Origin of the sequence: Devosia sp. (genome assembly GCF_039927955.1) — a bacterium.
In the GTDB taxonomy this organism is placed as follows: Bacteria; Pseudomonadota; Alphaproteobacteria; order Rhizobiales; family Devosiaceae; genus Devosia.
Genome location: NZ_JBDSUA010000032.1, coordinates 31,569 through 55,770, shown reverse-complemented (window position 1 = coordinate 55,770; position 24,202 = coordinate 31,569). Strand labels below are relative to the sequence as shown.

Sequence of the window (24,202 nt, the reverse complement as noted above, 5' to 3'; positions counted from 1 at the left end):
GTTTGGGGCAGTCATCGCACGGCGGAACCTGAAACCGCGGTGACGATGTATTTCTGGAAGAACAGGTAGACCAGCAGCGTCGGCAGGCCGGCAAAGACCGCCTGCGCCATCAGGAAACCCAATCCTTCGGTTTGTGCGAAGTTCATCTGCATCGAGGCGATGCCGGTGGTGATGGTGTACATTTCCTTCTTGGTGGCCGAGATCAGGGGCCACCAATAATCGTTGAAGGCACCGAGGAAGGTGAAAATCCCCAGCGTGGCCTGTGCCGGAATGGTCAGCGGCAACAGGACCTTCCAGAAAATCCGGAACCGCGACGCGTTGTCGAGCATCGCCGCTTCGTCGATCTCCTTGGGGATAGCCTTGAAATACTGGGTCATCAGGAACACCCCGAAGGATGCCGAAAGGCCCGGCAGGATCAGCCCCGGATAGGAATTGTGCAGCTTGAGGAAAGAAAAGATCTGGTGCCGCGCCACGATCACGGCCTGCTCGGGTACAGCCAGCCCGAACAGCACGATGATGAAGATGATGTTCTTGTAGGGGAAATTCAGCCGGGCAAATCCGTAGCCTGCCAGCGAGGACAGAATGAGGATGCAGATGGTTGAACCGATCGACACGATCAGGCTGTTGAGCAGCCAGCGGAACACGCTCGAACTGCTGATCACGTCGATATAGTTCTTGAGCGTATAAGGCAGGCGGAACACCGAATTAGGATCGATCTTGAGGTCGTTGTTCAGCTTGAACGACAGCCCCACCACCCACATGATCGGGATCAGCAGCACCAGAGCGGCAAGAATGGTAAGAGCCAGGATGATCCGGTCGCTGTTGGTGCGGCCGACGATATTTTGGACCCGCGTTTCAGCCATCAGTCTTCTCCACGCCGGCGGGCAACGAAATATTGAGCCATCGCCGCGATCAGGATGAGCGCGAACAGCACTTCGGAAGCAGCAGCCCCCATGCCCACGTCGAAGCGCTTGAAGGCCGCCTCATAAATGTACAGGACAATGGGTCGAGAGGCGTTGTTGGGCCCGCCTCCGGTCATCAACTGGGCCTGGCCGAACAACTGGAACTGGAAGACGATCTGGATGATGATAACCAGCACAAAGGTGCGCCGGATCGAAGGCAAGGTGATGTACCAGAGCGTGCGCCAGCGACTGGTATTGTCCAGCGCGGCCGCTTCATAGATTTCGCCTGGAATTTGCTGCAGAGCGGCCAGGAACAGTACCATTGGCAGACCAATGCCCCACCACACGGTGGCGATGGCGACGCCGATCATCGCCAGCTTCGGATCACTCAGAAACTTCGGCGAGTTAGCGCCGAACCAGCCGAAAATGACCGAAAGCAGGCCCATGTCGGGGATAAAAACGATGCGCCAGACCAACGTTACCACGGTCACGGACAGCACCGAGGTGGCAAAGAAAATAGCGCGCAGGACGGTTGCCGAGCGGGTTTGCTTGTTCAGCACCAGCGCCAGGGTCAGGCCAAGGATAGCCAGCGCCGGCACCGTCAGGAACACGAAATAGAAGGTGTTGAGAATGGCGCCGATGAATATCTTGTCGGTGAACAGGCGGGCGTAATTGTTCAAGCCCAGGAACTTGCCCGGCCCGAACAGGTCAGCCTTGGTCAGGCTCAGCCACATGCCCCAGAACATCGGGACCACCAGCAGCAGCACAAAGAAGAACAGGAACGGCGCCACGAAGAGCATATTGCTCCAGCGCGGACGATCGACCTTCAGCGTATTGCGGCTGGTGGCGACGTTCGGAGTGGAAAGAGAAATGGAAGCGTCGGTCTGTGCCATGCTCCCCTCCTCACAGGCCGTGATAGGCTTGACCGCGCGCGTCGAACAGATGTGTCCGGCTGCCGTCAAATTTCACCGAGACGGCGTCGCCGGTGACGACCTTGCTGTCGCCTTCTGCTTCGCCGACCACCAGGGCACCGGTCGACAGCCGCACATAAACCAGCGTTCGATCGCCCAGGCGCTCAATCACTTCGGCCTTGCCGCTGACATCGCCGGTGCCGGCAGGTACCACCTGCAGGGCCTCGGCGCGAATGCCCAGATCGTATGTTGCGCCGATTTCCAGGGCCTGCGAGGGCACCGTGGTCTGCACCACCATGCCGTCAGCCAGCGTAACGCTGGCGCCGGAGGCACCCTGCCCGACGGTCACCGGCACAAAGTTCATGGCTGGCGAACCGACGAATTCGGCGACAAAACGGGTCGCCGGCCTTGAGTAAATCTCCATCGGCGAGCCGACCTGCTCGATCTTGCGATTGTTCATCACCACGATGCGATGCGCCAGGGTCATGGCCTCGATCTGGTCGTGGGTGACAAAGATCATGGTGGAGAGTACGCGGTTATGCAGTTGCGCCAACTCGACGCGCGTGCGGACGCGCAGCGCCGCATCAAGGTTCGACAACGGTTCGTCGAACAGGAAGGCCTTGGGCTCTTTGACGATGGCACGGCCGATGGCCACGCGCTGGCGCTGACCACCCGACATCTGGCCGGGCTTGCGATCCAGCAACTGCGAAATTTCCAGCATTTCAGCAGCACGATTGACGCGCTTGGTGATTTCTTCTGGAGCAACGCCGATATTGCGCAGGCCGAACGACATGTTGTCGCGCACAGTCATGTGCGGATAGAGCGCGTAGTGCTGAAACACCATGGCAATGCCGCGTTCGCCCGGCGGCAGATGATCGACACGCTGCCCATCGATGCGAATCTCGCCGTCGTCGATGCTTTCCAGCCCTGCAATCATGCGCAGCAGCGTCGACTTCCCACAGCCCGATGGCCCCAGAAACACCATGAACTCGTTGGAGTTCACGGTCAGCGACAGGTTATCAATAACCTGGACCGGCCCAAAACGCTTGCTGACATTCGCTAATTCGATGCTCGCCATCGTGTCTCCCAGCAGGCCAAAGCCTGCTCCTTCCCTATGGATCGGCGCGCTGCGCCTGACCCGTGTTCCGCGTGTTTCCCCGCGCTTGCGAAGCTGCCCCCGGTTTCCGGCTGAACAGCATGTTTTTTACCCTATCTCAACGCCCGGAAAGGTCAACGACTTATACGATACAGACCCATAAATCAGATATGTAACGTTGTCTAAATCGGTAGTTTTGCTGTGGTCACCAAGGCATCAAATAACGCTGCTGCTACGGGGTCGGCTCCAGGGGAGTCATTGGTCAGCCGGAAGGTGGTTGCCACCAGATTACCATCCCCGATTCGGCGCTCCGCAATCGTCACCGCCGGCTTATGAATCCAGCCGATGACGACACCTGCATGAACCGGCCCTTCGTATTCAAACGTGCGGAACCCGGTCATCACATGATGGGGCACCACGCGGTCGAACGACAGATCAAGCATCGGTCCGCCCGGCAGCGCGGCAAACGCCCCTGCCCGTCGCAGCCAGCTGAAATTGGCAATCCAGTCCCCACGCCACATGCTGCCGTCGCGCGGCAGCAGGCCAATGCCAGGCAATTGCTGGTCGATGCCGACGGGCAGATTGCGTTCATCGACCACCATGTCCCGATAAGGCTTTTCGCCTTCAGGAATGTCGGCGCGCAGATTGCGATGGGTGTTGACGCTGCCATCAGCCAGCACCAGGTAGTTTGCACCGCCGCACATCGCCTCGATATCCGCGGCATTGAGAGCCCGCACCAGCACCACATCGGCATTGCCGACATCGGCGACGCGATAACCGAGATCCTTGGCAAAATCGATCAGACTGGAATCGCGCGAACCCACTGTGGGCAGGTTAACCGCAGCACGCCTGGCATAGAGCGCGATGTCGAGAACATTACTCGCCAGTTGATGCCCATCAGCTTCCAGAACGAAGGCGATCCGCAGCATCTGGTTGGTCTTGACTGATGGCATCGGGAAACCAAGTTTGCCCAGCGTGGCCAAACCATTGGCACCGGTCGCCGCAACGTCGGCACTGCCAGACAGACCACTGCCGCTCCAGCGCAATTTCGCGCCGGTCGGGATCGAAAGACCGCCGGTGGCGACCGAAAGATCGATGCCCAAGGTGTCGCCGGCATAGGCCGACCACATGGCCGGTTTGGTGATGATAACGATGTCGGTATTGATGCTGGCGAACTGATTATGGAACACCCGCGGATTGCGGTTTATATCCAAAAGTCCGTTGGCTTCCCAATGAACATCCGTAAATTCGGTTATGACATAGCCCACGATGGTCGGATGGGCGCGCATCACCTCGATCTCGTATTTGAGATTGGCGAACTGGTACCATTGAGCCGCTTCGACGAAAGCGGTGAAGTCCTTGAACACGGTGTCCAGGTGCAGCGCCGAGAAGCGCTGCCGAATGCCATGCGGCAAGGCCACACCATCGCCCCACGTGGCGCCGGTCTCCATCCAGAACGGTTCCGAACCGTCCTCGAGCAATAACTTGGCTGGATTGGGCAAGCCCCAGACGCCGAATTCGGAAACGATCAACGGCTCGTCGCCGCGCCATTCTGCATCGCCCAGGTTTGAATAGGTCCAGGCGGCATTGTTGGCGAACTGCGTGGTCAGATCGTCCCATTCCTCACGGCGCTCGGGCACCGAGCGGTAATAATGATAGTCGTTGAGATCCGACTTCATATGAAAGTTCGGGAAACACGCTGAGTTGTCCGAAATCAGCCGGGTCGGATCGAGCGCCTTCAGCCAATCATAGGTTTCCTTGAGCCAGCGGCGGTGGTCGGCATTTTCGACCAGCCGCGTACCCCAATCCTCGTTGATGATGGTCCAGGCAATGATCGAGGGATGATTGCCGTCGCGGCGGACGATCCCCGCCATGGTATCGCGCAGGCGCTGCGCGGATGCTGGCGAGAAGGTCTGAACATTGGGAATTTCAGTCCAGATCAGCAGGCCGATCCGATCGGCCACTTCGTGGTAGCGCGGGTCCGGCACCTTGATATGGCAACGCAGCATATTGAGCCCGAGCGCCTTGGCCTTGCGCGCCTGGTCTTCCAGAAAATACAGCGAGGGCGGCGTGCAGATGCCTTCCGGGTAATAATCCTGATCGAGCGCCGCACGCAGGTAGAGTGGCTGGCCGTTGAGCCAGAGCTTGCCGTCGCGGGTTTCGATGGTGCGAAAGCCAAAGCTGACCGAGGCCGCATCGACCGCCTTGCCCTTGACTGACAGGGTCAGTTCGGCCCGGTAAAGATTGGGCGCATCCGGTGACCATGGCGCCACGTCGGTCACAACAGCACTAACCGTGTCGCTTGCGCCGTCGCCGCTCGCCACCAATACGCCGGCGCTATCAAAAATGTTCACGGCAATGCTGGCGCCAACCGTTGAGCCGACCAGTTCCAAGACGAATGCGACCCGGCCGCTCGCCAGATCGGCATCGACCTTTACATGCTCGATATGAACCGGGTTGTGCGCCTCAAGCACCACCGACTGCCAGATGCCGCCAAGCGGGCCATACCAGCTCTGCTTGCCATGCGGGATTTCGGCGAACGGAAACTGCGGATAAAGCGTCTTGTCCGCCGTTGGCAGCGTGACGCGCACTTCCAACTCGTTTTCGGCCCTCAGCACGGATTTGGGCAAGACGAATGCGAACGGCAGATAGCCGCCTTCATGATCGCCGAGGCGTTTGCCGTTGAGAAATACCTCGGCGTAATAGTTGACCGCGCCGAACTTCGCGGAAACAGCGCGGTCTTGCCAACCCACTGGGAGGGTAAAGCTCCGTCGATAGACCGCCAGGCCGGAGGCTTCACGCAGGTCAGCAAATTCAGATTGCCAAGGAGACGGAACATGCGCGATGCGCCAGTCGCCACGCCCGTCGAGCTTGAATTTCCACGCGCCATCCAGCGACAAGGTCGACCGGAAGGCGTTCGTGGAAGTGTTGCCCGCAAGCGTTGCGTGGACCGTCATATTTCCCCCGAGATAATCTTATTAGTTATATTATTATCAGCATTGGTAGTCCGCACTCAGGGCATTGGCAAGCCGGATTTATGCCCTGCCAATAATTTTGGCCGGGCTTGTCCACAGTTCGGGCTTTCTATAATCCGGTCGGGAGGTTGAGTTGGAGACGAAGTGAGCAAGCGCGCCACCATGATCGACGTCGCGCAACGAGCAGGCGTCTCCCAGGCGACTGTGTCGCTGGTGCTCAACGGCGTTGCCAATGCGCGCGTCGCCGAACTGACCCGCGCCCGCATCTTTGAGGCGGCCGAGGCCCTGGGCTACCGCAAGGGCAGGCAACACCTTGTTCCCGAAAACCGCACGCGGGTGATCGGCCTGATTCTGGATGAAGTCAGCACCACGCCCTTTGCCGCCCAGTTCATTGAAGGCGCCCGCGACGAGGCCGCCCTGCAGGATGTGGTGATTGCCACGTTCTGCACCCGCGCCGATCCCAAGATCGAGGACGCCGGGCTCGATATGCTGCTCAAGAACCGCATCATCGGCGTGCTCTATGCCTCGCTGATTACGCGCGAATTGGTGGTTCCGGGCCGGCTCGACGATGTGCCCACCGTTCTGGTCAATTGCTACGAAAAAAAGCGCCGCCATCCCTCGGTGGTTCCCGGCGACGTGGCTGGCGCCCATGCCGCCACCGAAGCGCTGCTCAAGGCGGGCCATCGGCGTATTGCCCATCTCAAGGGTGAAGAATGGATCGACGCCGCCAGCGACCGCGAACTGGGCTACCGTCAGGCAATGACCACCTGGGATGTGCCGATCGATGACCAACTGGTATTAACGGGCGGCTGGACCGTCAACGGCGGCCGCGAACTGACGCTGCGCCTGCTCGACCTGCCGCAGCCGCCGACGGCAATTTTCTGCTTCAACGACCGTATGGCCATGGGCGCCTATGACGCTGTCAAAAGCCGGGGCCTCAGCATTCCCGGAGATATCTCCATCGTCGGCTTCGATGATGAAGATCTGGCGTCCTACATGCTGCCGCCACTATCGACCGTGGTGCTGCCGCATGACGAAATGGCGCGCTGGGCAGTGGGCGCCCTGCTCGACCATAATGAAGGCATTTCGGCGCATCAGAACGCCCAGAAGATCAAGATCGAATGCCGCTATATCGCGCGCGGCTCGGTGGCGCCGCCGCGCCGGAACTGACCGTCGCGAACGTACGGCAACTACACTTTGACAAAGCCGCGCATATCCTTAGCGTGCTGCCGCGTAACAAGAGGGAGTCTCTCATGGCAGCCCCAGCGGCAGCGCCGGACACCGGTCGCGGCACGTATATCCAACCGATCATTGCCGGGGCCCTGGCAGCCATCGTGGGCTATGCCAGCACCTTTACGCTGGTGCTGGCCGCCCTGACCGCTGCAGGCGCTTCGCCACAACAGGCAGGTTCGGGCCTGTTTTCGGTCTGCATTGCCATTGGCATCCTGAATATCGTCGTCAGCTGGCGCATGAAAATCCCGGTCAGCTTTGCCTGGTCGACGCCCGGCGTGGCCTTTCTGCTGACCGTGGGCGAACCGGTCGGCGGCTATCCGGCCGTCGCCGGAGCCTTTCTGGTCGCGGCGGCGCTGATCGTGCTGGCCGGCCTGATCAAGCCTTTCGCCCGCGCCATCGCCATGATCCCTGCCCCCATCGCCAATGCCATGCTGGCCGGCATGCTGCTGACGCTGTGCCTGGCACCCATCCATGCGGTGGGTGAAATGCCATGGCTGGCGCTGCCCGTGCTGCTGGCCTGGGCCATCGGCCTGCGCTTTGCCCGCCGCTATGCGGTGCCCATCGCCGTGCTGGTCACTGGGGTTCTGCTGGCCACCACCACCCACCTGCCACCCGGCGCGCTGAACGGCACCTGGTCCAGTGTCGTGCCGGTGCTGCCGGTGTTCACCTTCGATGCCATCGTGCGCATCGGCATACCCCTGTTCATCGTCACCATGGCCTCGCAGAACCTGCCGGGGCTGGCAGTGATGAAAGCCAATGGTTTTGATCTCAAACCCGCACCACTGTTCATCATGACCGGCATCGGCAGCGCGCTGACCGCGCTGTTTGGCGGCCACTCGATCAACCTTGCCGCCATCACCGCCGCCATCTGCGCCGGGCCGGAAGCGCACCCGGACAGCACCAGACGCTGGCCCGCACCAATGGCCGCCGGCGTGGTCTATCTGCTGCTGGCGCTGGCCGCGAACCTGGCAGCGGCGTTCATTGCCGCGTCGCCGCCGCTGCTGATCCAGGCGGTGGCCGGGCTGGCGCTGCTCTCCAGCCTCGCTTCGGCCCTGTCGGGCGCACTGGCGCAGGAAGAATCGCGCCTGCCGGCGATCCTGACCTTTGTGACCACCGCATCGGGCATCACCATTGTCGGCGTCGGCGCACCCTTCTGGGGATTGGTTGCCGGCATAGGGCTGATGCTGATCCTGCATTTTGGCGTCCGCCCCGCGCCGACGACCACCGCCAAATGACCATTGCCGGCGTCATCCTTGCCGGTGGGCAGGGCCAGCGGCTGGGTGGGGTGCGCAAGGCCCATCTCAAGCTCGGCGGGGTGATGCTGATTGATCGGGTGATCCGCGCGCTGGCGTTGCCGCCGGGCGCGATCATCGTCTCGATCGGCCACCTGAACCCGAACGCTTTTGCCGGCGGTCCGGTGCCCGTACCCGACCTGACCGCGGACATCGGCGGACCACTGGCGGGCCTTGCCGCTGCGGTGGATTATCTCCTGATGCAGCGCGAGCAACCCGAGTTTATTATCGGCTCTGCAGTGGATGTGCCATTCCTGCCCAGCGACTTCCTGGCGCGGCTTCAAACGAGATTGGGAGACGGCGCAGCGGCCTACGCGCAGGTCGGCGACACCTTCTATCCCACCAATGCGCTGTGGCGGTTTTCGGCCATTACCGACCTACCGCAACTGGTGCGTAGCGGAACCGCGCCCAAAAGTCTCAAGCACCTGCTGCAAAGCTTGGACGCCATAGCCGTGGATTGGCCGGACACGCCCAATCCCTTCGCCAATATCAACACCATGGCTGACCTGATCGCGCTGTCGCGGCGCCTGGAATAAGTACCCGTCCAACGCAGAATTGGTTCGAGAAACCCATGACCAAAGCAAGCGCGGGCCTGGGCAAACGCCTGGCGGCCAGCTCGAAGCCAACCTGTTCAAGTCTTTAATCTGCTTATGAAATTTGGTTGAGCTGCTTGTCCAATGCCAACTCGAATTGGGCTGCTTGCCCAACAGGAGAATGGCTCCGCGGGTAGGATTCGAACCTACGACCAATCGGTTAACAGCCGATTGCTCTACCACTGAGCTACCGCGGAATGCGCTCATTTGTCTTTGGTGAAGACGAGGGTCCGTTTAGCGAAGTTGTTTTGCTTTGCCAAGCCCCGAATGTGCCGCTCTGTGAATATCTCATGTCAGCACCAGTGCCCTGCCCCTGCGGCAAGCCTATTTGGGCGCTTGTTTGGGTTCTTCCAGACCGAGCGGACGCAGGCGGCTTTCGCCCAGTTCGCCGGCAGTTTCCAGGATAGGATAGGCAACCGAAGCCAGATGGGCGTTGATGCGCTTGAGATCGCGCAGCGTATCGAGATGCAGCGAGCTGGTTTGCATCGAATCGACCATGCCCAGCCGCACCCGATGCAGATGGGCCTTGGACGATTGCGCTTCCAGCCGTCGGACATCGACCTTGGCCGCCACCAGCCGCCGCGCCAGTTGCGGATCGCGCGTCAGGAACACCGATTGCGACAGCTGCATATTGGTGATGGTCTTTTCGTAGAGCTCGACAATTTCGCGCAGGCCGTCAGCCGAAAAGAACAGCTGGCGCTTGGTCTTCTTGACAGCGATTTCGGCCAGCCCGCCTTCGATGATGTCCCCGACATGTTCCAGGTTGATGGCATAGCTCATGATTTCGCTGGAGCGTCCGGCATCGTCCTCATCCAGTTCGGTCGCATCGAGCTTGGACAGATACAGCTTGATCGCCTGATGCAGCGAATCGACGTCGTCATCGAGCAGCGCCATCGTGGTCTTGGCGCCCGGAGCTGCCTTGTGCAGCGCCTCAAGGCTGGCCTGCAGCATCTTGAGCACCATGTCGCTGACCCGCAGCGTCTCGCGCGCCGCAGCCGCCAGGGCGATCGGCGGCGTATCGAGCACCGCTTCGTCCAGATAATTGGCGCCCTTTTCCGGCTCCGCTGGCATTGGAAGGGCTGCAGCAGAAATTTGGGCGATTGGCCCCAGCAGCGGCAGGAAAATCACCAGCAGCAACAGGTTGAAGCCGATATGGGCGGCAATCGCCAGATGGCTGACATCAGGCAGGATGCGCAGGAGTAATGCCGCAGCCTGCGGCGCCAGGGCGGTCAACGCCAGCGCACCGACGCCCCGCACGATCAGATTGCTCAGCGTCAGCCGTCGCGCTTCGGTGCCTTCAGCGAGTACGGCCAGATAAGGCGGCAGCGCCCCGCCCAGATTGGCACCTGCCACCAGGGTGACCGCCAGCGGCGGCGAAACAATCCCAGCCTGCGACAGCAGCGCCACGAACAGCACCACGGCAAGGCTCGAGGAAGCCATGAACGCCAAAGCTGCCGACAGCATCAGCGCAAACACCGGCGCATCGCCAATCCCCTTGAGCACGGCAATGACCACATCTGATTCCCGCAGCGGCCCGGTGACATTGCCCACCATTTGCAGCGCCAGCAGCATCAGGCCAAGCCCGAGCACGGCCCGGCCGATGCCCTTGCCGCGCGAATATTTGGAGAGGTTGAACCCGGCCACGCCAATCAGGATCATCACCGAGGCAAACCAATGCACATCCAGCGACAGGACCACCGCGGCAATCGAGGTACCGACATTGGCGCCCAGCATCACGGCCTGCGCCATTTTGGGATCGATCACGCCACGGCTGGCAAAGGATGCGGTGATCACCGCCGTGGCCGTGCTCGATTGCAGGGCAAGAGTCGCGGCGATCCCGGAGAGAACCGAGGTAAACCGGTTGCCGGTGCCCTTGGCAATCCACTGCCGCAGCGAGGCACCAAAGGCGCGCATCACGCCAGTCTTGATCAGCCGAAGTCCCCACAGCAGCAGGGCTCCGGCACCAAGAAGGTTGATCAGTTGGATAGTTGAGTTCATCGACTCCGGCGTGATTTGTTGAAGCCAGTATGCAGCAGATGACGGGCAGCGTCGACCGCCTTGGTCCACAGCCTACACAGAGTCGGCTTGACTCTCTTCCAGATTAAATGTTCTCTATTTGTTCTGATATTGAACAAGGAGGCTTGTCATGCAGGCCTTGGAAAAACAGCAGGCACTCGCTGCACTGCGCGACAAAATCGCCGGGATTGTCGACCTGCCACCGCTGCACGCCAGCGCCGTGCAACGGTCGATCCATTCCTCCCCCAGCCTGCTCTCCCTACCCGGCGGATTGCTGCATGAGATTTTCACCGACGAACGCCGCAACGGTGGCGCCGCGCTCGGCTTTGCCTTGGGCTCGGCGCGCGATCTGCTGACCTCCAGCCGTCCGGCGGTGATCTATCTGCAACTGGCGCGGGAAGCTCAGGAAATGGGCCTGCCCTATGGCGCGGGTTTGGCGGCCTTCGGCTTTGACCCCGAAGCGCTGCTGCTGATCCGCGCCGATACCATCACCGAACTGCTCTGGGCCGCCGAGGAGGCCATCGCCTGCCGCGCCGTAGCCGCCGTGATTGTCGATGTGGCTGGCCAGCCCAAGGCGTTGGATTTTACCGCCAGCCGCCGCTTGAGCCTGCGCGCCGCCAAAGACGGCGCCTCGTTTTTCCTGCTGCGCTACGGAACGTGGCGCGAGGCCAGCGCTGCCCAGTTCCGCTGGCATTTACGACCAGTGTTGAGCGCGGAAACCCCGTTCGATGCCCGCGCCCCGGGCGAGCCGCGCTGGCTGGCCCGGCTGGAAAAAGGGGCCATCAACACTTCCCAGCATGAAGAGTGGCTTTTGGGCTGGACGGATCATGGTTTTGAACGCATCGGCGACCCAGATAACAGCGCAAACCGGACTGCTGACCGAACGGCGCTACCTCGCTTTGTTCCTGCCGGATTGGCCGACGGATTATCTAAAACGGCGTGAGCCCGGTCTTGCCGGTCCGCTTGTGCTCTACGAACGGATCAAGGGCGGGTTGCGGCTGGCGGCGGTGGATCAAGAGGCTGCCAAGGGCAAGCTGATGACCGGGCAAAACCTGGCCGACGCCCGCGCCATGCTGCCCAACCTGACCGTGCGCGAAATCGACCGGCCGCTGCTCGAAACCGCTTTTGCCGACTTCGCCGATTGGCATTCCAATGCCAGCCCGCTGGTTTCGGTGCTGACCGATCGCGCTGCTTTTGGCGATCTGGTGCTCGACATCACCGGCGTGGCGCATCTGTTTGGCGGCGAACTGGACATGCTGCGCCTGTTGCTGACCCGGCTGCGCACACTCGGTTATGCGGTGGCGGGGGCCGTCGCCTCGACGGTTGGCGCCGCCTGGGCGGCCAGCCATTTTGCCCGCAGCCAGGTGGTATTAGGGGCTGATACTGCCGCCGTGCTCGACACCCTGCCCGTCGCTGCCCTGCGGCTCGATGATGAACAGGTCGCTGGTCTCTCCCAGATGGGCCTCAAGCGCATCGGGCAATTGCACGCACGCAACCGCAAAGCCCTGCAGGCGCGCTTCGGCATCTCGTTGCTCACCCGGCTGGATCAGGCATATGGACGGATCGAGGAGCGGCTGCCCAGCCGTATCCCGGTGGCTGAGCGCTATGCCGAGCGACGCTTTGCCGACCCGATCGGACTGATGGACGACGTGCTGATGACCGCACGGGACTTGGCGATCACACTGTCGATCCAGCTCGAAACCGAAGGGCTGGGTGCGCAGGCTTTCCACCTGTTCCTCTACCGGGTCGACCATAAGGTGATGACCCTGTCAGTTAATTCCGGCCGCGCCACCCGCGATCCGCAGCACATCGCCCGGCTGTTCAGCAATCGCTCGGAGCGGCTGGAGGGGGAATACGACCCCGGTTTCGGGGTGGATATGATCCGGTTGGCCGCCACCTCGGTTGACCAGCTCGATGCACTCCAACTCGGGGCGTTTGAAACCCATGACGGCACAGCAGATCTGGATCGGCTCTATGACCGGATGAGCAGCCGGCTCGGAGCGTTTTCGGTGTTGCGCACCAAATTCGTCAACACTCATATTCCCGAACAGGCCGTACGGTTTGAACCCGCCATCGCCCGCACCACGGACGATCCGCTGGCCCTGCCCGACCGCGACCTGCCCCGCCCCTTGCGGCTGCTGCCCACGCCCGAAGCAATTACGGTGTTCGCCGAAGTGCCCTATGGCCCGCCCACGGCGATGACATGGCGGCGGATCAGCTACAAATTCGTCAAGGCGTCGGGTCCCGAACGGCTGGGCGTGGAATGGTGGCGCAGCCCCGAACGGCTGCAATTGGCGCCGCCTGAACCGGACCAATCCAGCTCCAAACCCGCCGATGCGCTGACGTCGGAACCCGAGCCCGATGCACCCCGGCCATTGCCCTATATGGAGGGCGAACAGAGCCGCGATTATTACATCGCCGAGGATGATGCCGGTCATCGCTTCTGGCTGTTCCGGCAGGGGCTATATGGCTATGCGCCGCGCCCGGACTGGTTTTTGCAGGGATTTTTCTCGTGAACACTGTCCTTGATTTGCCCCAGCGCCTGCCACCAGCTGCCCCGCGCGTGCCAGCGCCGCCCTATGCCGAGCTGATGGCGACCTCCAATTTCTCGTTTCTGCGCGCCGGCTCGCACCCGGGCGAACTGGTCGCGGCAGCGGTCGGGCTGGGACTTTCGGGCCTTGGCCTGTGTGATCGCAACAGCTTTGCCGGCGTGGTGCGCGGCTATGTGGCACTGCGCGATCTGGAGCATAAGCCAGCCAATTTCCGTTATGTCGTCGGCACCCGCCTGTGCTTTACCGATGGCACACCGGACATTGTCGCTTATCCTGCAGACCGGCAGGCCTATGGCCGCCTCTGCCGCCTGCTGACTGCCGGCAATCTGCGTGGCGAAAAGGGTTTTTGCAGCCTGACCTTTGACGATCTGGCCGAATGGGTCGAAGGCCAGTTGTTCATCGTGCAGTTCGATGAAAAATCGCCCAAGCAATCGCTGGTTACCCTGCAAAAACTGACCGCATTGGCACAAGGCAATGTCTGGCTGGCAGCGGCCTGCACCTTCAAGGGCAATGATCGCGCCCGGCTGGCAAGGCTTTCAGCACTGGCCAACCAGTTCCGTATCCCGCTGATCGCGGTCAATGATGTGCTGTATCACACACCCGAGCGGCGCGCCGTGCAGGACGTGGTCACCTGCATCCGCGAGCACATGACCATCATGGATGCGGGGCGGCGCCTGCAGGCCAATGCCGAACGGCATCTAAAGCGTCCCGGCGAAATGGCGCGTATGTTCGCCGATTATCCCGATGCCATCGCTCAAACCCAGATCCTGCTGTCGCGCATCAGCTTTTCACTCGACCAGTTGCGCTACAACTACCCCGAGGAAACCACCGGCGACGGCGAAACCGCCCAACAGACGCTGGAGCGCCTGACGTGGCAGGGCGCGCATCAGCGTTATCCCGGGGATTTGCCCGAGCAGATCAAGCGCGATGTCTGGAAGGAACTTTGCCTGATCGGCTACAAGGGCTATGCCGCCTATTTCCTGACCGTGCACGATATCGTTCAATTCGCCCGCTACGACCGCAAAATCATGTGCCAGGGACGCGGTTCCGCGGCCAATTCGGCAGTATGTTTCTGCCTCGAAATCACCGAAGTCGATCCGCTCAAGAGCACATTGGTATTCGGTCGCTTCATCTCCACCGAACGCGACGAACCGCCCGATATCGACGTCGATTTCGAGCACGAGCGGCGCGAAGAGGTGATGCAATATGTTTATCAAAAATACGGCGGTAACCACACCGGATTGACCGCCAATGTCATCTCCTACCGCACCAAGAGCGCGGTGCGCGAAACCTGCAAGGTGTTCGGCATTTCCGACGACACCATTGCCGCGCTCAATCAATTGCACTGGGGCTGGTCGAGCGACATCAAAACCCAATCAATGCGCGAAGCCGGGCTCGATCCCGATGAGCCAACCCTCAAAATGGTGATGGAAGTCGCCCGCGCTTTGCGCGGTTTTCCGCGCCACCTGAGCCAGCATGTCGGCGGCTTCGTCATCACTCGCGATCCGCTGAACGAGCTGATCCCCATCGGCAAGACGGCGATGGAGAGCCGCACCATCATCGAATGGAACAAGGACGATATCGACGCGCTCGCCATTCTCAAGGTCGATGTGCTGGCGCTGGGCATGCTGAGTTGCCTGCGCCGTGCCTTCGAAATGATGCAGCGCCATTATGGCAAAGCGATCAGGCTGGTCGATCTGCTCGATGAAGAGGATCACAAGGACCAGACCATCAAGGAGCGGGTCTATAAAATGACCCACCGCGCCGACACTATTGGCGTGTTCCAGATCGAAAGTCGCGCGCAGATGTCGATGCTGCCGCGGCTCAAGCCGGTCAAATTCTATGACCTGATCATCGAAGTGGCCATCGTACGCCCCGGCCCGATCCAGGGCGGCATGGTGCATCCCTATCTCAAGCGGCGACTGGGACACGAAAAGGTCGACTATCCATCCGAGGCACTGAAAGGCGTTTTAGAGCGCACTTTTGGCGTACCGCTGTTTCAGGAACAGGCGATGCAGATCGCCATCGTTGGCGCCGGCTTTTCCGCTGGCAAAGCCGACCAGTTGCGTCGCGCCATGGCCACCTGGCGGCGCAATGGCAAGATTTATGAACTCAAGGACGAGTTCATCACCGGGATGATCCGGAACGGCTACACCCCCGACTATGCCGACCGCTGTTTCAAGCAGATCGAGGGTTTTGGCGACTACGGCTTCCCCGAAAGCCACGCCGCCTCGTTTGCACTGCTGGTCTATGCCTCATGCTGGCTCAAATGCCATTACCCGGACGTGTTCGCCTGCGCCCTGCTCAATAGCCAGCCGATGGGCTTTTATGCTCCCTCGCAGATCATCCGCGATGCCGTTGAGCACGGCGTCGAAATGCGGTCGGTCGATGTGAACCTGTCCGATCTGGAAAGCGTGCTGGAGGCCGACAGCCGCCCGGCGCGCGATCATTTATGGCCCCAGCACGCCGAGATGGCCGGCGATATTCATTCCGACAAAGCCATCCGGCTCGGCCTGTCATTCACGCAAGGGTTGGCCGAGGCGGACGCCAATATCATCGTCGCCCGGCGCGGCAACGGCTATGACAGCGTACGCGATCTCTGGCTGCGCACCGGCCTGTCGCCGGCCAAGCTGGAAAAGCTGTGCAATGCCGATGCCTTCGGCTCGCTCGGCCTGACGCGGCGCGATGCACTCTGGGCGGTCAAGGGCCTGATGGGCACCGAAGGGGCCGAAAACCTGCCGCTGTTCGCCATCGCCAAGGGCGCCCGCAGCGCAGCGGAGGCCGATGCCGATCTGCCGCCAATGCCGCCGGGTGAATCGGTGATCCATGATTACCGGCACCTGTCGTTTTCGCTCAAGGGTCATCCCGTCGGCTTCATCCGCGACCAGCTCGACCAGCGCCGCACCCTGCGGGCCAGCGGGTTGATGACAGCCAAACCCGGCAGCGTCGTCGAAGTGGCGGGACTGGTGCTGGTGCGCCAGCGCCCGGGCACGGCCAGCGGCGTGATCTTTGCGACGCTGGAAGACGAAACCGGCATTGGCAATATCGTTATCTGGCCCAAGGTGTTTGAAGCCAATCGCAAGGTGGTGCTGAGTTCGCGGTTGCTGGCCGTCAAAGGCCAGTTGCAGCGCGAAGGACTGGTGATCCACATCATCGCCAGGCAATTTACCGACTTCACCCCGCAATTGCTCAAAATTGCCGATGGGAACGATCTGGGTGACGCAGTGCTGGCCCGCGCCGACGAAGGCCGCACCGGCAGCCCTGATCCGCGCGACGAAGCCACCAAACGCCGCCGCGAAAACGCCCAGCGCCTCGCCCACGCCGCCTTGCCGGGGGGACGAAATTTCCATTAGTTCTGCAGTTTCCCGCAACACCCATTGCCAGCCTTGGCCCGCACGGCTAAGCAGTATGCCTATATTTTAAGCGCTTTGGATTTCCCAAAATGGATGTTGTGACCGGCAAGGCCATTCCGGCCGTGCAGAAAACTTCGCTGGTGATTTTGCTCGCGGCCAGCGGCTCGCACCTGCTCAACGACCTGATGCAGTTCACCCTGCCCGCGCTCTATCCGCTGCTCAAAGAGGCCTATGCGCTGGACTATGTGCAGATCGGCCTGCTGACGCTGGCGCAGCAGATGACGGCTTCAATCTTGCAGCCCGCCGTCGGGCTTTACACCGATATCAAGCCAAAACCCTATTTCCTCGCGGTTTCCATGCTGTTTGCACTGGCCGGAATGACGCTGATCGCTACGGCCAACAGCTTTGGACTACTGCTGGTGGCCGCCATGATCGGCGGCATCGGATCGGCAATCTTCCACCCTGAAGCCTCGCGCGTGGCGCGGCTGGCCTCGGGCGGCAAACTCGGTTTCGCCCAATCACTGTTCCAGGTCGGTGGCAATATCGGCACCGCCATCGGCCCGTTGGCCGCCGCCTTCCTGATCCTGCCGCGCGGCCAGTCTGCCGCCGGCTGGTTTACGCTGATCGCCATTTCCGGCTTCATCATCCTGACGGCAGTCGGCCGCTGGTATGCCGCGCATCTGGCCCTGCCCATGCCCAAGGCGCCGCCCAGGCCCGTGCGCGAAGTCGGCGACCGCCGCAAACTGCTGCTGGCCTTTGCGGTGATCGGCATGCTGCTGCTGTCGAAATACGTCTATATTTCCTCGCTGACGAGCTACTACACTTTCTTCCTGATCGAAAAGTTCGATCTCTCGGCGGGCACATCGCAGCTCTATCTGTTCCTGTTCCTCGCCGCTTCGGCTGCCGGCACCATCATCGGCGGACCGGTCGGCGACCGCTTCGGGCGGCTCACCGTGATCTGGTGCTCGATCCTGGGCTCGCTGCCTTTCACGCTGCTGCTGCCGCACCTCGACCTGACGGGCACAGCTATCGTCAGCATCTTCATCGGCCTGATCCTGTCCTCTGCCTTCTCGGCCATCGTGGTCTATACGCAGGAGTTGGTGCCCGGCAAAGTCGGGCTGGTGGCCGGTTTCGTGTTCGGCTTTGCCTTCGGTATTGGCGCCATCGGTGCTGCCGTGCTGGGCGCTTTGGCCGACGTCAAGGGCATCATCTTCGTGTTCAACATCTGCGCCTTCTTGCCAGCGCTGGGCGTTCTCACCATCTTCCTTCCCAAGACCCACAAAGTTTCCCAGGCACAGCCGTCATGACCACTCTCGATCCCGACAACCAGGCCCAGATCACCCTGACGCGTAAAATCGATGCGCCGCTGGAAGACGTGTTCGCCGCCTGGACCGATCCGGCCCTGCTCGAACAATGGCAGGCCGATTTCGCCGATGTGGAGCCTTTTGAAGGCGGCAGCTATCGCTTCGTCACCGAAGGCGATGATGACCATCCGGGCGAACATGTGGTTTCGGGCGAATATCTCGAATTCGTGGAAAACCGCCGACTGTCGCAATCGTGGATCTATCAAGGCCCCGACAGCCCCGACGATGATCTGATTTTCGTGCTTGAGGTGGATTTCCAAGCGCTTTCCCCAGGCCAGACCTCGATTACCATCACCGAGCGCGGGCTGTCGCATGCCGATCCGGAATCCCGGATTTTCTCGATCGAGGCATGGAGCGCCACTATCGAACAACTCTCCGAATTGCTGGAATAGATTGAACCGTTCGGCTACTCGGGGTGTATAGGCGGGTAGTCGGGAGCGCCTATGACCACCGCCAAATCCATCATCTGGCTGCGCAGTGATCTGCGACTAAGTGACAATCCGGCGCTGACCGCAGCGCTACAAGCCGGCAGCGCCACGGCGCTCTACATTCATGAAACCGATGCCACACTGCGACCGATTGGCGCCGCGGCGCGCTGGTGGCTACACCACAGCCTCAATGCGCTCGGCCAGGACCTTGCGGCCATCGGCGTGCCACTGCTGGTTGAAAGTGGCAAGGCATCGGCGGTGCTCGACGGAGCTATTACCGGCCAAGCCGCCTCCGCTGTATTCTGGAATCGTCGTTACGCCCCGGCGGAACGCGAGATCGACACCGGGATAAAAGCGGCATTGAGCGCCCGCGGCGTCGAGGCTCACTCCTTCGCCGCCAACCTTTTGGCGGAGCCCTGGGAAATCGAGACCCTCCAGCACAAGCCCTACTCGGTGTTCACGCCCTTCGCCAAAGCCCTGCGCCAGCGCGATATTCGCGCCCCTCTGCGCAAACCCGTGGGCAACGAGCCCGGCGGGCACACCGATGTGGACACGCACTATCGTGCGCCGCACTGGGCAAAAAAGCTGTCGCCACACTGGAAAATCGGTGAAGCGGCGGCGCGCGGAGCGCTGGAGGACTTTCTCGACCAAAAACTGGCCGTCTATGCTGAAGGCCGGGATTTCCCGGCGCGGGAAAGCACCTCCCGCCTGTCGCCGCATCTCCGCTTTGGCGAAATCAGCCCACGCCAGATTTGGCATGCGGCCACTGCAATGGCCCAGCACGATCACCACCTGCAAGGGGCAGTCGACAAATTTCTGAGCGAACTGGCCTGGCGCGATTTCAATTATCACCAGCTCTACCATCGCGAAAACATCGCCAAGGTGTCGATGCAGCCGAAATACGAGGGGCTGGAGTGGCGGCGATCCGGCGCCGATCTCAAACGCTGGCGGGCCGGACAGACCGGCATTCCGATTGTCGATGCCGGCATGCGCGAACTTTGGGCCAACGGCTTCATGCAGAACCGTGTCCGCATGATCACCGCCTCGCTACTGGCCAAAAACCTGTTGCTTGACTGGCGGCTGGGTGAAGCATGGTTCTGGGACTGCCTGCTCGATGCCGATGTGGCCAATAATCCCTGCAATTGGCAATGGGTGGCAGGATCGGGTCTGGATGCTTCGCCCTATTATCGGATTTTCAACCCGGTGACACAGGGCGAGCGGTTCGATGCCGATGGTGCCTATGTGCGGCACTGGGTTCCGGAACTGGCAAACCTGCCGGATGAATGGGTGCAGCAACCGTTCGCCGCGCCAGCATCGATGCTGGACGCAGCCGGCGTCGTGCTTGGAAAGACCTACCCCGAGCCAGTCGTCGATCTCAAATCATCGCGCGAGCGGGCGCTGGCGGCGGCGAAGGCGCTGGAATGAGCTTGCGGCTTTCAGTCGATGACCCAATCCCCATTGCGTATTTCCGCAAAGCCAGAAAAAGCCGTTCTGCCGCAGCGCTTAAGGCTTGTCCGGGCTCGCCCCTGCACCTAACATCAATGTCCGCAACAACCTTCGGCGCTCCATGACCAACCACCCCGACATGCTTTCCGCCATCGGCAATACGCCGCTGATCCGCCTCAAACACGCGTCGGAAATCACCGGCTGCGAAATCTGGGGCAAGGCGGAATTTCTCAATCCAGGCCAGTCGGTCAAGGATCGCGCGGCGCTGTTCATCATTCGCGCGGCCATCGCTTCGGGGGCGCTGAAGCCCGGCGGCACCATCGTTGAAGGCACCGCCGGCAATACCGGCATCGGCCTGACGCTGGTTGCCAATGCACTGGGGTTCAAATCGGTGATCGTGATCCCCAATACCCAGAGCCAGGAAAAAAAGGACGCTCTGCGCCTCTATGGCGCCGAGCTGATCGAAGTTCCGGCCAAGCCGTATCGCAACCCGAACAACTACATCAAGATTTCCGGTCGCCTGGCCGAAAAACTCAACCGCGAACTGCCCAATGGGGCCATCTGGGCCAACCAGTTCGACAACACTGCCAACAAGCAGGCCCATGTCGAAACCACGGGTCCCGAGATCTGGGAGCAGACTTCGGGCAAGATCGATGGTTTCATCTGCGCCGTCGGCTCCGGCGGCACATTGGCGGGCGTCGCCGACGCGCTGCGCGCGCGTAATCCCAACGTCAAAATCGGCCTTGCCGATCCAGAAGGCGCGGCGCTTTACAATTTTTACGCGCATGGCGAGCTGAAATCGTCCGGTGACAGCATTACCGAAGGCATTGGCCAGGGCCGGATCACCGCCAATCTGCAGGGACTGACCATCGACAACCCTTATCAGATTTCCGATGCCGAAGCCTTGCCCTATGTGTTCGACCTGCTCGAACACGAGGGTCTGTGCCTGGGCGGTTCCAGCGCCATCAACATCGCTGGCGCTGTCCGCATGGCCCGCGATCTCGGCCCCGGAAAAACCATCGTCACCATCCTGTGCGACTACGGCAACCGCTACCAGTCCAAACTGTTCAACCCGGACTTTTTGCGCGCCAAAAACCTGCCAGTGCCGGAGTGGCTGGAACGCCAGCCGAGCGTCGATGTGTCAACAGTGATCGAGGCCGATCCGGCCTAATCCGCAAAGCATCTTCCTGCATCACAGGAGTTCACGATGACCGCCACCGCACCCACTGCCACTCTGACCGGCCTAAACCACGACCTGAAAGCCAGCGGTCTTTCGTTGTGTTGGTATGGGACGACGAACCGGGCAAGCATCTGTCGCTGCCGGTGCCGTTTGGCTGCACGCTGGCAGACTTGCCTGTAGAGGCGCAAAAGGCGCTCGATGCGCTGACGGCGGAAACGGCCGCTTTGGTGCTGCACTCCGCCGAATAGAACATTCCGCCGGCGCCCGGTTGCTAATTGCCAAGTCGCGCGTTGTCAGCGCGGGCACTGCTGCTAAAGTGTCCCCAATAGCCATCCGGATCGGGCAAATTGTTCGCCATCGAAAGCATGATCGCCGCCATTTTCGCGGACCTGCATATTGTTGCCGCCCTGATCGGCGCTTTCTACGTGCTGGCAATCGCCTGCGGCGTCCACGAAATCATGAATTCGCGCACCTCGCAGGGTTCGATCGCCTGGCTGATCGCACTGGCACTACTGCCGTTTCCCACAGCATTCCTCTACTTGGTCTTCGGTTGGAAATTCTTTGATGGCTATGCCACCGACCCATCCAAGAACGGCCGCTCGCAGCGCCCGTTGCGCGCCAAGGATCTGGCACTGGTCGATGTAGAAACCAGCAAGCAATGGCCGGTGATTTCTGCGGTGTCCGAGGTGCCGTTCCTGTCCGGCAATAGCGTCGAAGTGCTGGTTGATGGGCAGGCTACGTTCGACTCGATCTTTGCCGGCATTTCGGCCGCTAAATCCTATCTACTGGTGCAGTTCTACATCGTGCGTGATGACCGGCTTGGGCGCGAACTGGCCGAACGGCTGATCGAGCGCGCCAAAGCCGGCGTGCGGGTATTTTTGCTCTATGACGATATCGGCAGCACCGGCATGCCCAAGGCGTATCGGCGCCAGCTGCGCGACGCAGGGATCAAGGTGGCCGGCTTCAACCATCGCCACAAGTTTTTCCGCTTCTATGGACCGACCCGCATCAACTATCGCAACCATCGCAAGATTGTGGTGGTCGATGGTCGCGCGGCCTGGGTTGGCGGGCATAATGTGGGTGTGGAATATCTTGGCGAAGACCCCAAGTTCGGCCATTGGCGCGATACCCATGTGCGAGTCGATGGCCCCGCGGCGCTGGCCTGCGCCCTGATGTTCCGCGAAGACTGGCATTGGGCCACCGGCGAATTGCTGCCGGCGGAATCGCCGGATGTCGTGCCGGCGCCGGGCGATAATTCCGTTCTGGTAATGGGCAGTGGCCCCGCCGACAAGCTCGAAGAGTGCGCCATTGCCTTTACTGATATCATCTCGCAGGCGCGCCAGCGGCTCTGGATCGTCAGCCCCTATTTCGTACCGGACACCGATGTGCGCACCGCGCTTTATGCGGCCAAGCTACGCGGCGTTGACGTTCGGATCATGCTGCCGGAAAAGCCGGACCACCTGCTGGTCTGGCTGGCCAGCACGGCCCACGCCGACTCCATGGTGGAACATGGCATCGCCATGTATCGCTACACCGCCGGCTTCCTGCACCAGAAAGTGGTGTTGATGGATGACCGCATCACCAGCATCGGCAGCGTCAATTTCGACAATCGATCCTTTGCCATCAACTTCGAGATCACGCTGTGGTTCGTGCAGCGGCAGATCATCGATGTCGTCGAGGAAATGCTGAACTTCGATTTCACCCAGTGCCGCAAGGTAAGCCTGGATGAAGCCAGGCACCGGCCGCTTTACATGCGCTTTGCCACGCAGGCTGCCAAGCTGCTGTCGCCAGTGCTTTAGCTATTCGACCGGCGGGGCGTAAAGCAGCCCGCCATTGCTCCACAGCGCATTCTGGCCACGCAGCAGCGATGCGCCGGTCTGTGGACCGAAATTGCGGTCATAGATTTCGCCGTAATTGCCGACTGTCCGAATGATGTCGCTCATGAACTTGGGAGACAGCCCGAGCGGCGTGCCGTAATCGCCATCCTCGCCCAGAATGCGCTTGATGGCGGCGGTGCGGGCAGCCGACAGCGAGTCGAGGTTGAGCGAGGTCAACCCGACCTCCTCCGCATTGATCAGGGTGAACAGCGTCCACTGCACAATGTTGAACCATTGATCATCGCCCTCGCGCACCACCGGCCCCAGCAGTTCCTTGGAAATGCGTTCCGGCAGAATACGATTGGCATTGGGTTCAGGCAGATCGCGGCGGATCGCTTGCAATTGCCGGGCCGGTGCCGATACCGCCTGACAGCGACCGGCGCGATAGGCTACGCCCAGATCGGCCACGTCCTCATACAGCTCTTCGGTGTAGGTGGCCTGATTGGCGAAGAAAAACTCCTGCAGACGCGCCAGTTCGTCGCCGCCATCGAGCACGCAGATAGAAATGTTGTCGAGTTCATAGGCGGAAACCGCGCCCAGCGATTGCGGCACCATGAACGCCTGGCCATCGAAAAACGCCGTCGCCACATAGGAGGTTTCAAAGGCGGTATCGCGCTTCTGGGTCCAGGGCGCGTCACGCGTCAACACATCGACCGCGCCGGTCTGCAATGGCGCAAAGCGCGACTCGCCGCGCAGTGGGCGGAATTCGATCTGGTCGGGATTGCCGAACACCGCTGCGGCGATGGCGCGGCACAGATCGACGTCAAAGCCCGACCAGCGCCCCTTGTCGTCCTGCTGCGCAAAGCCCGGCAATGCCGCCGTTGCCCCGCAGACCAGAAAGCCACGCTGGCGCACGGTTTCAAGCGTCGTCGCCGAGGCCATGACGGTGCCAACCAACACCGCAAGCACGCTCAGCAGCAGCAGACGTCCGCCAGATTTCAGCCGGAACCAATTCACTCGTTTACGACCTTCGCCTGTCAGGCT

The 24,202-nt window shown here is 61.2% G+C and carries 18 protein-coding genes and 1 tRNA gene; 12 read left to right on the top strand and 7 right to left on the bottom strand.

The genetic code is table 11. From position 1 onward, the window contains the following. Positions 1-11: 11 nt before the first annotated feature. From ABIT12_RS09595 to ABIT12_RS09580, 4 genes are all read right to left on the bottom strand, one after another. On the bottom strand, positions 12-863 hold the full coding sequence (locus ABIT12_RS09595) for a carbohydrate ABC transporter permease (protein WP_348045098.1): 852 nt from the start codon (positions 861-863) through the stop codon (positions 12-14). Next, positions 863-1,702: a sugar ABC transporter permease gene (locus ABIT12_RS09590; protein WP_348045187.1), complete on the bottom strand. Its 840-nt coding sequence runs from the start codon at positions 1,700-1,702 to the stop codon at positions 863-865. The genes ABIT12_RS09595 and ABIT12_RS09590 overlap by 1 nt, the downstream gene beginning before the upstream one ends. Positions 1,703-1,805: 103 nt before the next feature. Continuing rightward, positions 1,806-2,891 (bottom strand): sn-glycerol-3-phosphate ABC transporter ATP-binding protein UgpC, encoded by a 1,086-nt coding sequence (locus tag ABIT12_RS09585; protein ID WP_348045096.1) that lies wholly within the window; start codon positions 2,889-2,891, stop codon positions 1,806-1,808. Between the two features lie 200 nt (positions 2,892-3,091). Continuing rightward, on the bottom strand, positions 3,092-5,866 hold the full coding sequence (locus tag ABIT12_RS09580; protein WP_348045094.1) for a sugar-binding domain-containing protein: 2,775 nt from the start codon (positions 5,864-5,866) through the stop codon (positions 3,092-3,094). A gap of 162 nt (positions 5,867-6,028) precedes the next feature. On the opposite strand from ABIT12_RS09580, the gene ABIT12_RS09575 reads away from it, so the two are divergent. From ABIT12_RS09575 to ABIT12_RS09565, 3 genes are all read left to right on the top strand, one after another. Further along, positions 6,029-7,054, top strand: coding sequence for a LacI family DNA-binding transcriptional regulator (locus tag ABIT12_RS09575; protein ID WP_348045092.1), 1,026 nt, complete (start codon positions 6,029-6,031; stop codon positions 7,052-7,054). A gap of 83 nt (positions 7,055-7,137) precedes the next feature. Next, positions 7,138-8,352, top strand: coding sequence for a benzoate/H(+) symporter BenE family transporter (locus tag ABIT12_RS09570; RefSeq protein ID WP_348045090.1), 1,215 nt, complete (start codon positions 7,138-7,140; stop codon positions 8,350-8,352). Further along, a complete protein-coding gene (locus tag ABIT12_RS09565) occupies positions 8,349-8,945 on the top strand; it encodes an NTP transferase domain-containing protein (protein WP_348045088.1) in 597 nt (198 codons plus the stop codon). The genes ABIT12_RS09570 and ABIT12_RS09565 overlap by 4 nt, the downstream gene beginning before the upstream one ends. Before the next feature lie 179 nt (positions 8,946-9,124). Here ABIT12_RS09565 and ABIT12_RS09560 read toward each other — a convergent pair. Both ABIT12_RS09560 and ABIT12_RS09555 read right to left on the bottom strand, forming a co-directional pair. Further along, positions 9,125-9,199 (bottom strand) — tRNA-Asn (locus tag ABIT12_RS09560). A 127-nt stretch (positions 9,200-9,326) separates the two neighbouring features. After that, a complete protein-coding gene (locus tag ABIT12_RS09555) occupies positions 9,327-11,000 on the bottom strand; it encodes a Na/Pi cotransporter family protein (protein WP_348045086.1) in 1,674 nt (557 codons plus the stop codon). Between the two features lie 148 nt (positions 11,001-11,148). Between ABIT12_RS09555 and ABIT12_RS09550 the strand changes: the two genes are divergently transcribed. The 9 genes from ABIT12_RS09550 to cls all read left to right on the top strand — a co-directional run bounded on the left by ABIT12_RS09550 (position 11,149) and on the right by cls (position 23,140). Next, positions 11,149-11,961, top strand: coding sequence for a hypothetical protein (locus tag ABIT12_RS09550; protein ID WP_348045084.1), 813 nt, complete (start codon positions 11,149-11,151; stop codon positions 11,959-11,961). Further along, positions 11,846-13,534 carry a DNA polymerase Y family protein gene (locus ABIT12_RS09545; protein WP_348045082.1) on the top strand — a complete coding sequence of 563 codons (1,689 nt, stop codon included), beginning with the start codon at positions 11,846-11,848 and terminating at the stop codon, positions 13,532-13,534. The genes ABIT12_RS09550 and ABIT12_RS09545 overlap by 116 nt, the downstream gene beginning before the upstream one ends. 47 nt (positions 13,535-13,581) lie before the next feature. Next, positions 13,582-16,923: an error-prone DNA polymerase gene (locus ABIT12_RS09540; protein ID WP_407065611.1), complete on the top strand. Its 3,342-nt coding sequence runs from the start codon at positions 13,582-13,584 to the stop codon at positions 16,921-16,923. A gap of 89 nt (positions 16,924-17,012) precedes the next feature. After that, positions 17,013-18,230, top strand: a complete 1,218-nt coding sequence (locus ABIT12_RS09535; protein ID WP_348045078.1) for an MFS transporter — start codon at positions 17,013-17,015, stop codon at positions 18,228-18,230. Continuing rightward, positions 18,227-18,679, top strand: coding sequence for an SRPBCC domain-containing protein (locus ABIT12_RS09530; RefSeq protein ID WP_348045076.1), 453 nt, complete (start codon positions 18,227-18,229; stop codon positions 18,677-18,679). The genes ABIT12_RS09535 and ABIT12_RS09530 overlap by 4 nt, the downstream gene beginning before the upstream one ends. A 51-nt stretch (positions 18,680-18,730) precedes the next feature. Continuing rightward, on the top strand, positions 18,731-20,140 hold the full coding sequence (locus ABIT12_RS09525) for a deoxyribodipyrimidine photo-lyase (protein WP_348045074.1): 1,410 nt from the start codon (positions 18,731-18,733) through the stop codon (positions 20,138-20,140). Between the two features lie 142 nt (positions 20,141-20,282). After that, on the top strand, positions 20,283-21,332 hold the full coding sequence (locus ABIT12_RS09520) for a cysteine synthase A (RefSeq protein ID WP_348045072.1): 1,050 nt from the start codon (positions 20,283-20,285) through the stop codon (positions 21,330-21,332). Positions 21,333-21,439: 107 nt separating this feature from the next. Continuing rightward, positions 21,440-21,589: a hypothetical protein gene (locus ABIT12_RS09515; protein ID WP_348045070.1), complete on the top strand. Its 150-nt coding sequence runs from the start codon at positions 21,440-21,442 to the stop codon at positions 21,587-21,589. Positions 21,590-21,688: 99 nt separating this feature from the next. Further along, positions 21,689-23,140 (top strand): cardiolipin synthase, encoded by a 1,452-nt coding sequence (cls, locus tag ABIT12_RS09510; protein ID WP_348045068.1) that lies wholly within the window; start codon positions 21,689-21,691, stop codon positions 23,138-23,140. On the opposite strand, the gene ABIT12_RS09505 is transcribed toward cls, so the two are convergent. Beyond that, the gene (locus ABIT12_RS09505; protein WP_348045066.1) at positions 23,141-24,175 is read right to left on the bottom strand and encodes a transporter substrate-binding domain-containing protein; all 1,035 of its coding nucleotides are present in this window, start codon (positions 24,173-24,175) and stop codon (positions 23,141-23,143) included. It abuts the gene before it with no gap. Positions 24,176-24,202 lie beyond the last annotated feature (27 nt).

What these genes read in the sequence shown, in the direction of transcription:
- ABIT12_RS09570 (WP_348045090.1), top strand. Translation starts at nt 7,138, where the DNA reads ATGGCAGCCCCAGCGGCAGCGCCGGACACCGGTCGCGGCACGTATATC.
- ABIT12_RS09585 (WP_348045096.1), bottom strand. Translation starts at nt 2,891, where the DNA reads ATGGCGAGCATCGAATTAGCGAATGTCAGCAAGCGTTTTGGGCCGGTC.
- ABIT12_RS09595 (WP_348045098.1), bottom strand. Translation starts at nt 863, where the DNA reads ATGGCTGAAACGCGGGTCCAAAATATCGTCGGCCGCACCAACAGCGAC.
- ABIT12_RS09550 (WP_348045084.1), top strand. Translation starts at nt 11,149, where the DNA reads ATGCAGGCCTTGGAAAAACAGCAGGCACTCGCTGCACTGCGCGACAAA.
- ABIT12_RS09525 (WP_348045074.1), top strand. Translation starts at nt 18,731, where the DNA reads ATGACCACCGCCAAATCCATCATCTGGCTGCGCAGTGATCTGCGACTA.
- ABIT12_RS09520 (WP_348045072.1), top strand. Translation starts at nt 20,283, where the DNA reads ATGACCAACCACCCCGACATGCTTTCCGCCATCGGCAATACGCCGCTG.
- ABIT12_RS09565 (WP_348045088.1), top strand. Translation starts at nt 8,349, where the DNA reads ATGACCATTGCCGGCGTCATCCTTGCCGGTGGGCAGGGCCAGCGGCTG.
- ABIT12_RS09555 (WP_348045086.1), bottom strand. Translation starts at nt 11,000, where the DNA reads ATGAACTCAACTATCCAACTGATCAACCTTCTTGGTGCCGGAGCCCTG.
- ABIT12_RS09590 (WP_348045187.1), bottom strand. Translation starts at nt 1,702, where the DNA reads ATGCTCTTCGTGGCGCCGTTCCTGTTCTTCTTTGTGCTGCTGCTGGTG.
- ABIT12_RS09580 (WP_348045094.1), bottom strand. Translation starts at nt 5,866, where the DNA reads ATGACGGTCCACGCAACGCTTGCGGGCAACACTTCCACGAACGCCTTC.
- ABIT12_RS09535 (WP_348045078.1), top strand. Translation starts at nt 17,013, where the DNA reads ATGGATGTTGTGACCGGCAAGGCCATTCCGGCCGTGCAGAAAACTTCG.
- ABIT12_RS09530 (WP_348045076.1), top strand. Translation starts at nt 18,227, where the DNA reads ATGACCACTCTCGATCCCGACAACCAGGCCCAGATCACCCTGACGCGT.
- ABIT12_RS09545 (WP_348045082.1), top strand. Translation starts at nt 11,846, where the DNA reads ATGGTTTTGAACGCATCGGCGACCCAGATAACAGCGCAAACCGGACTG.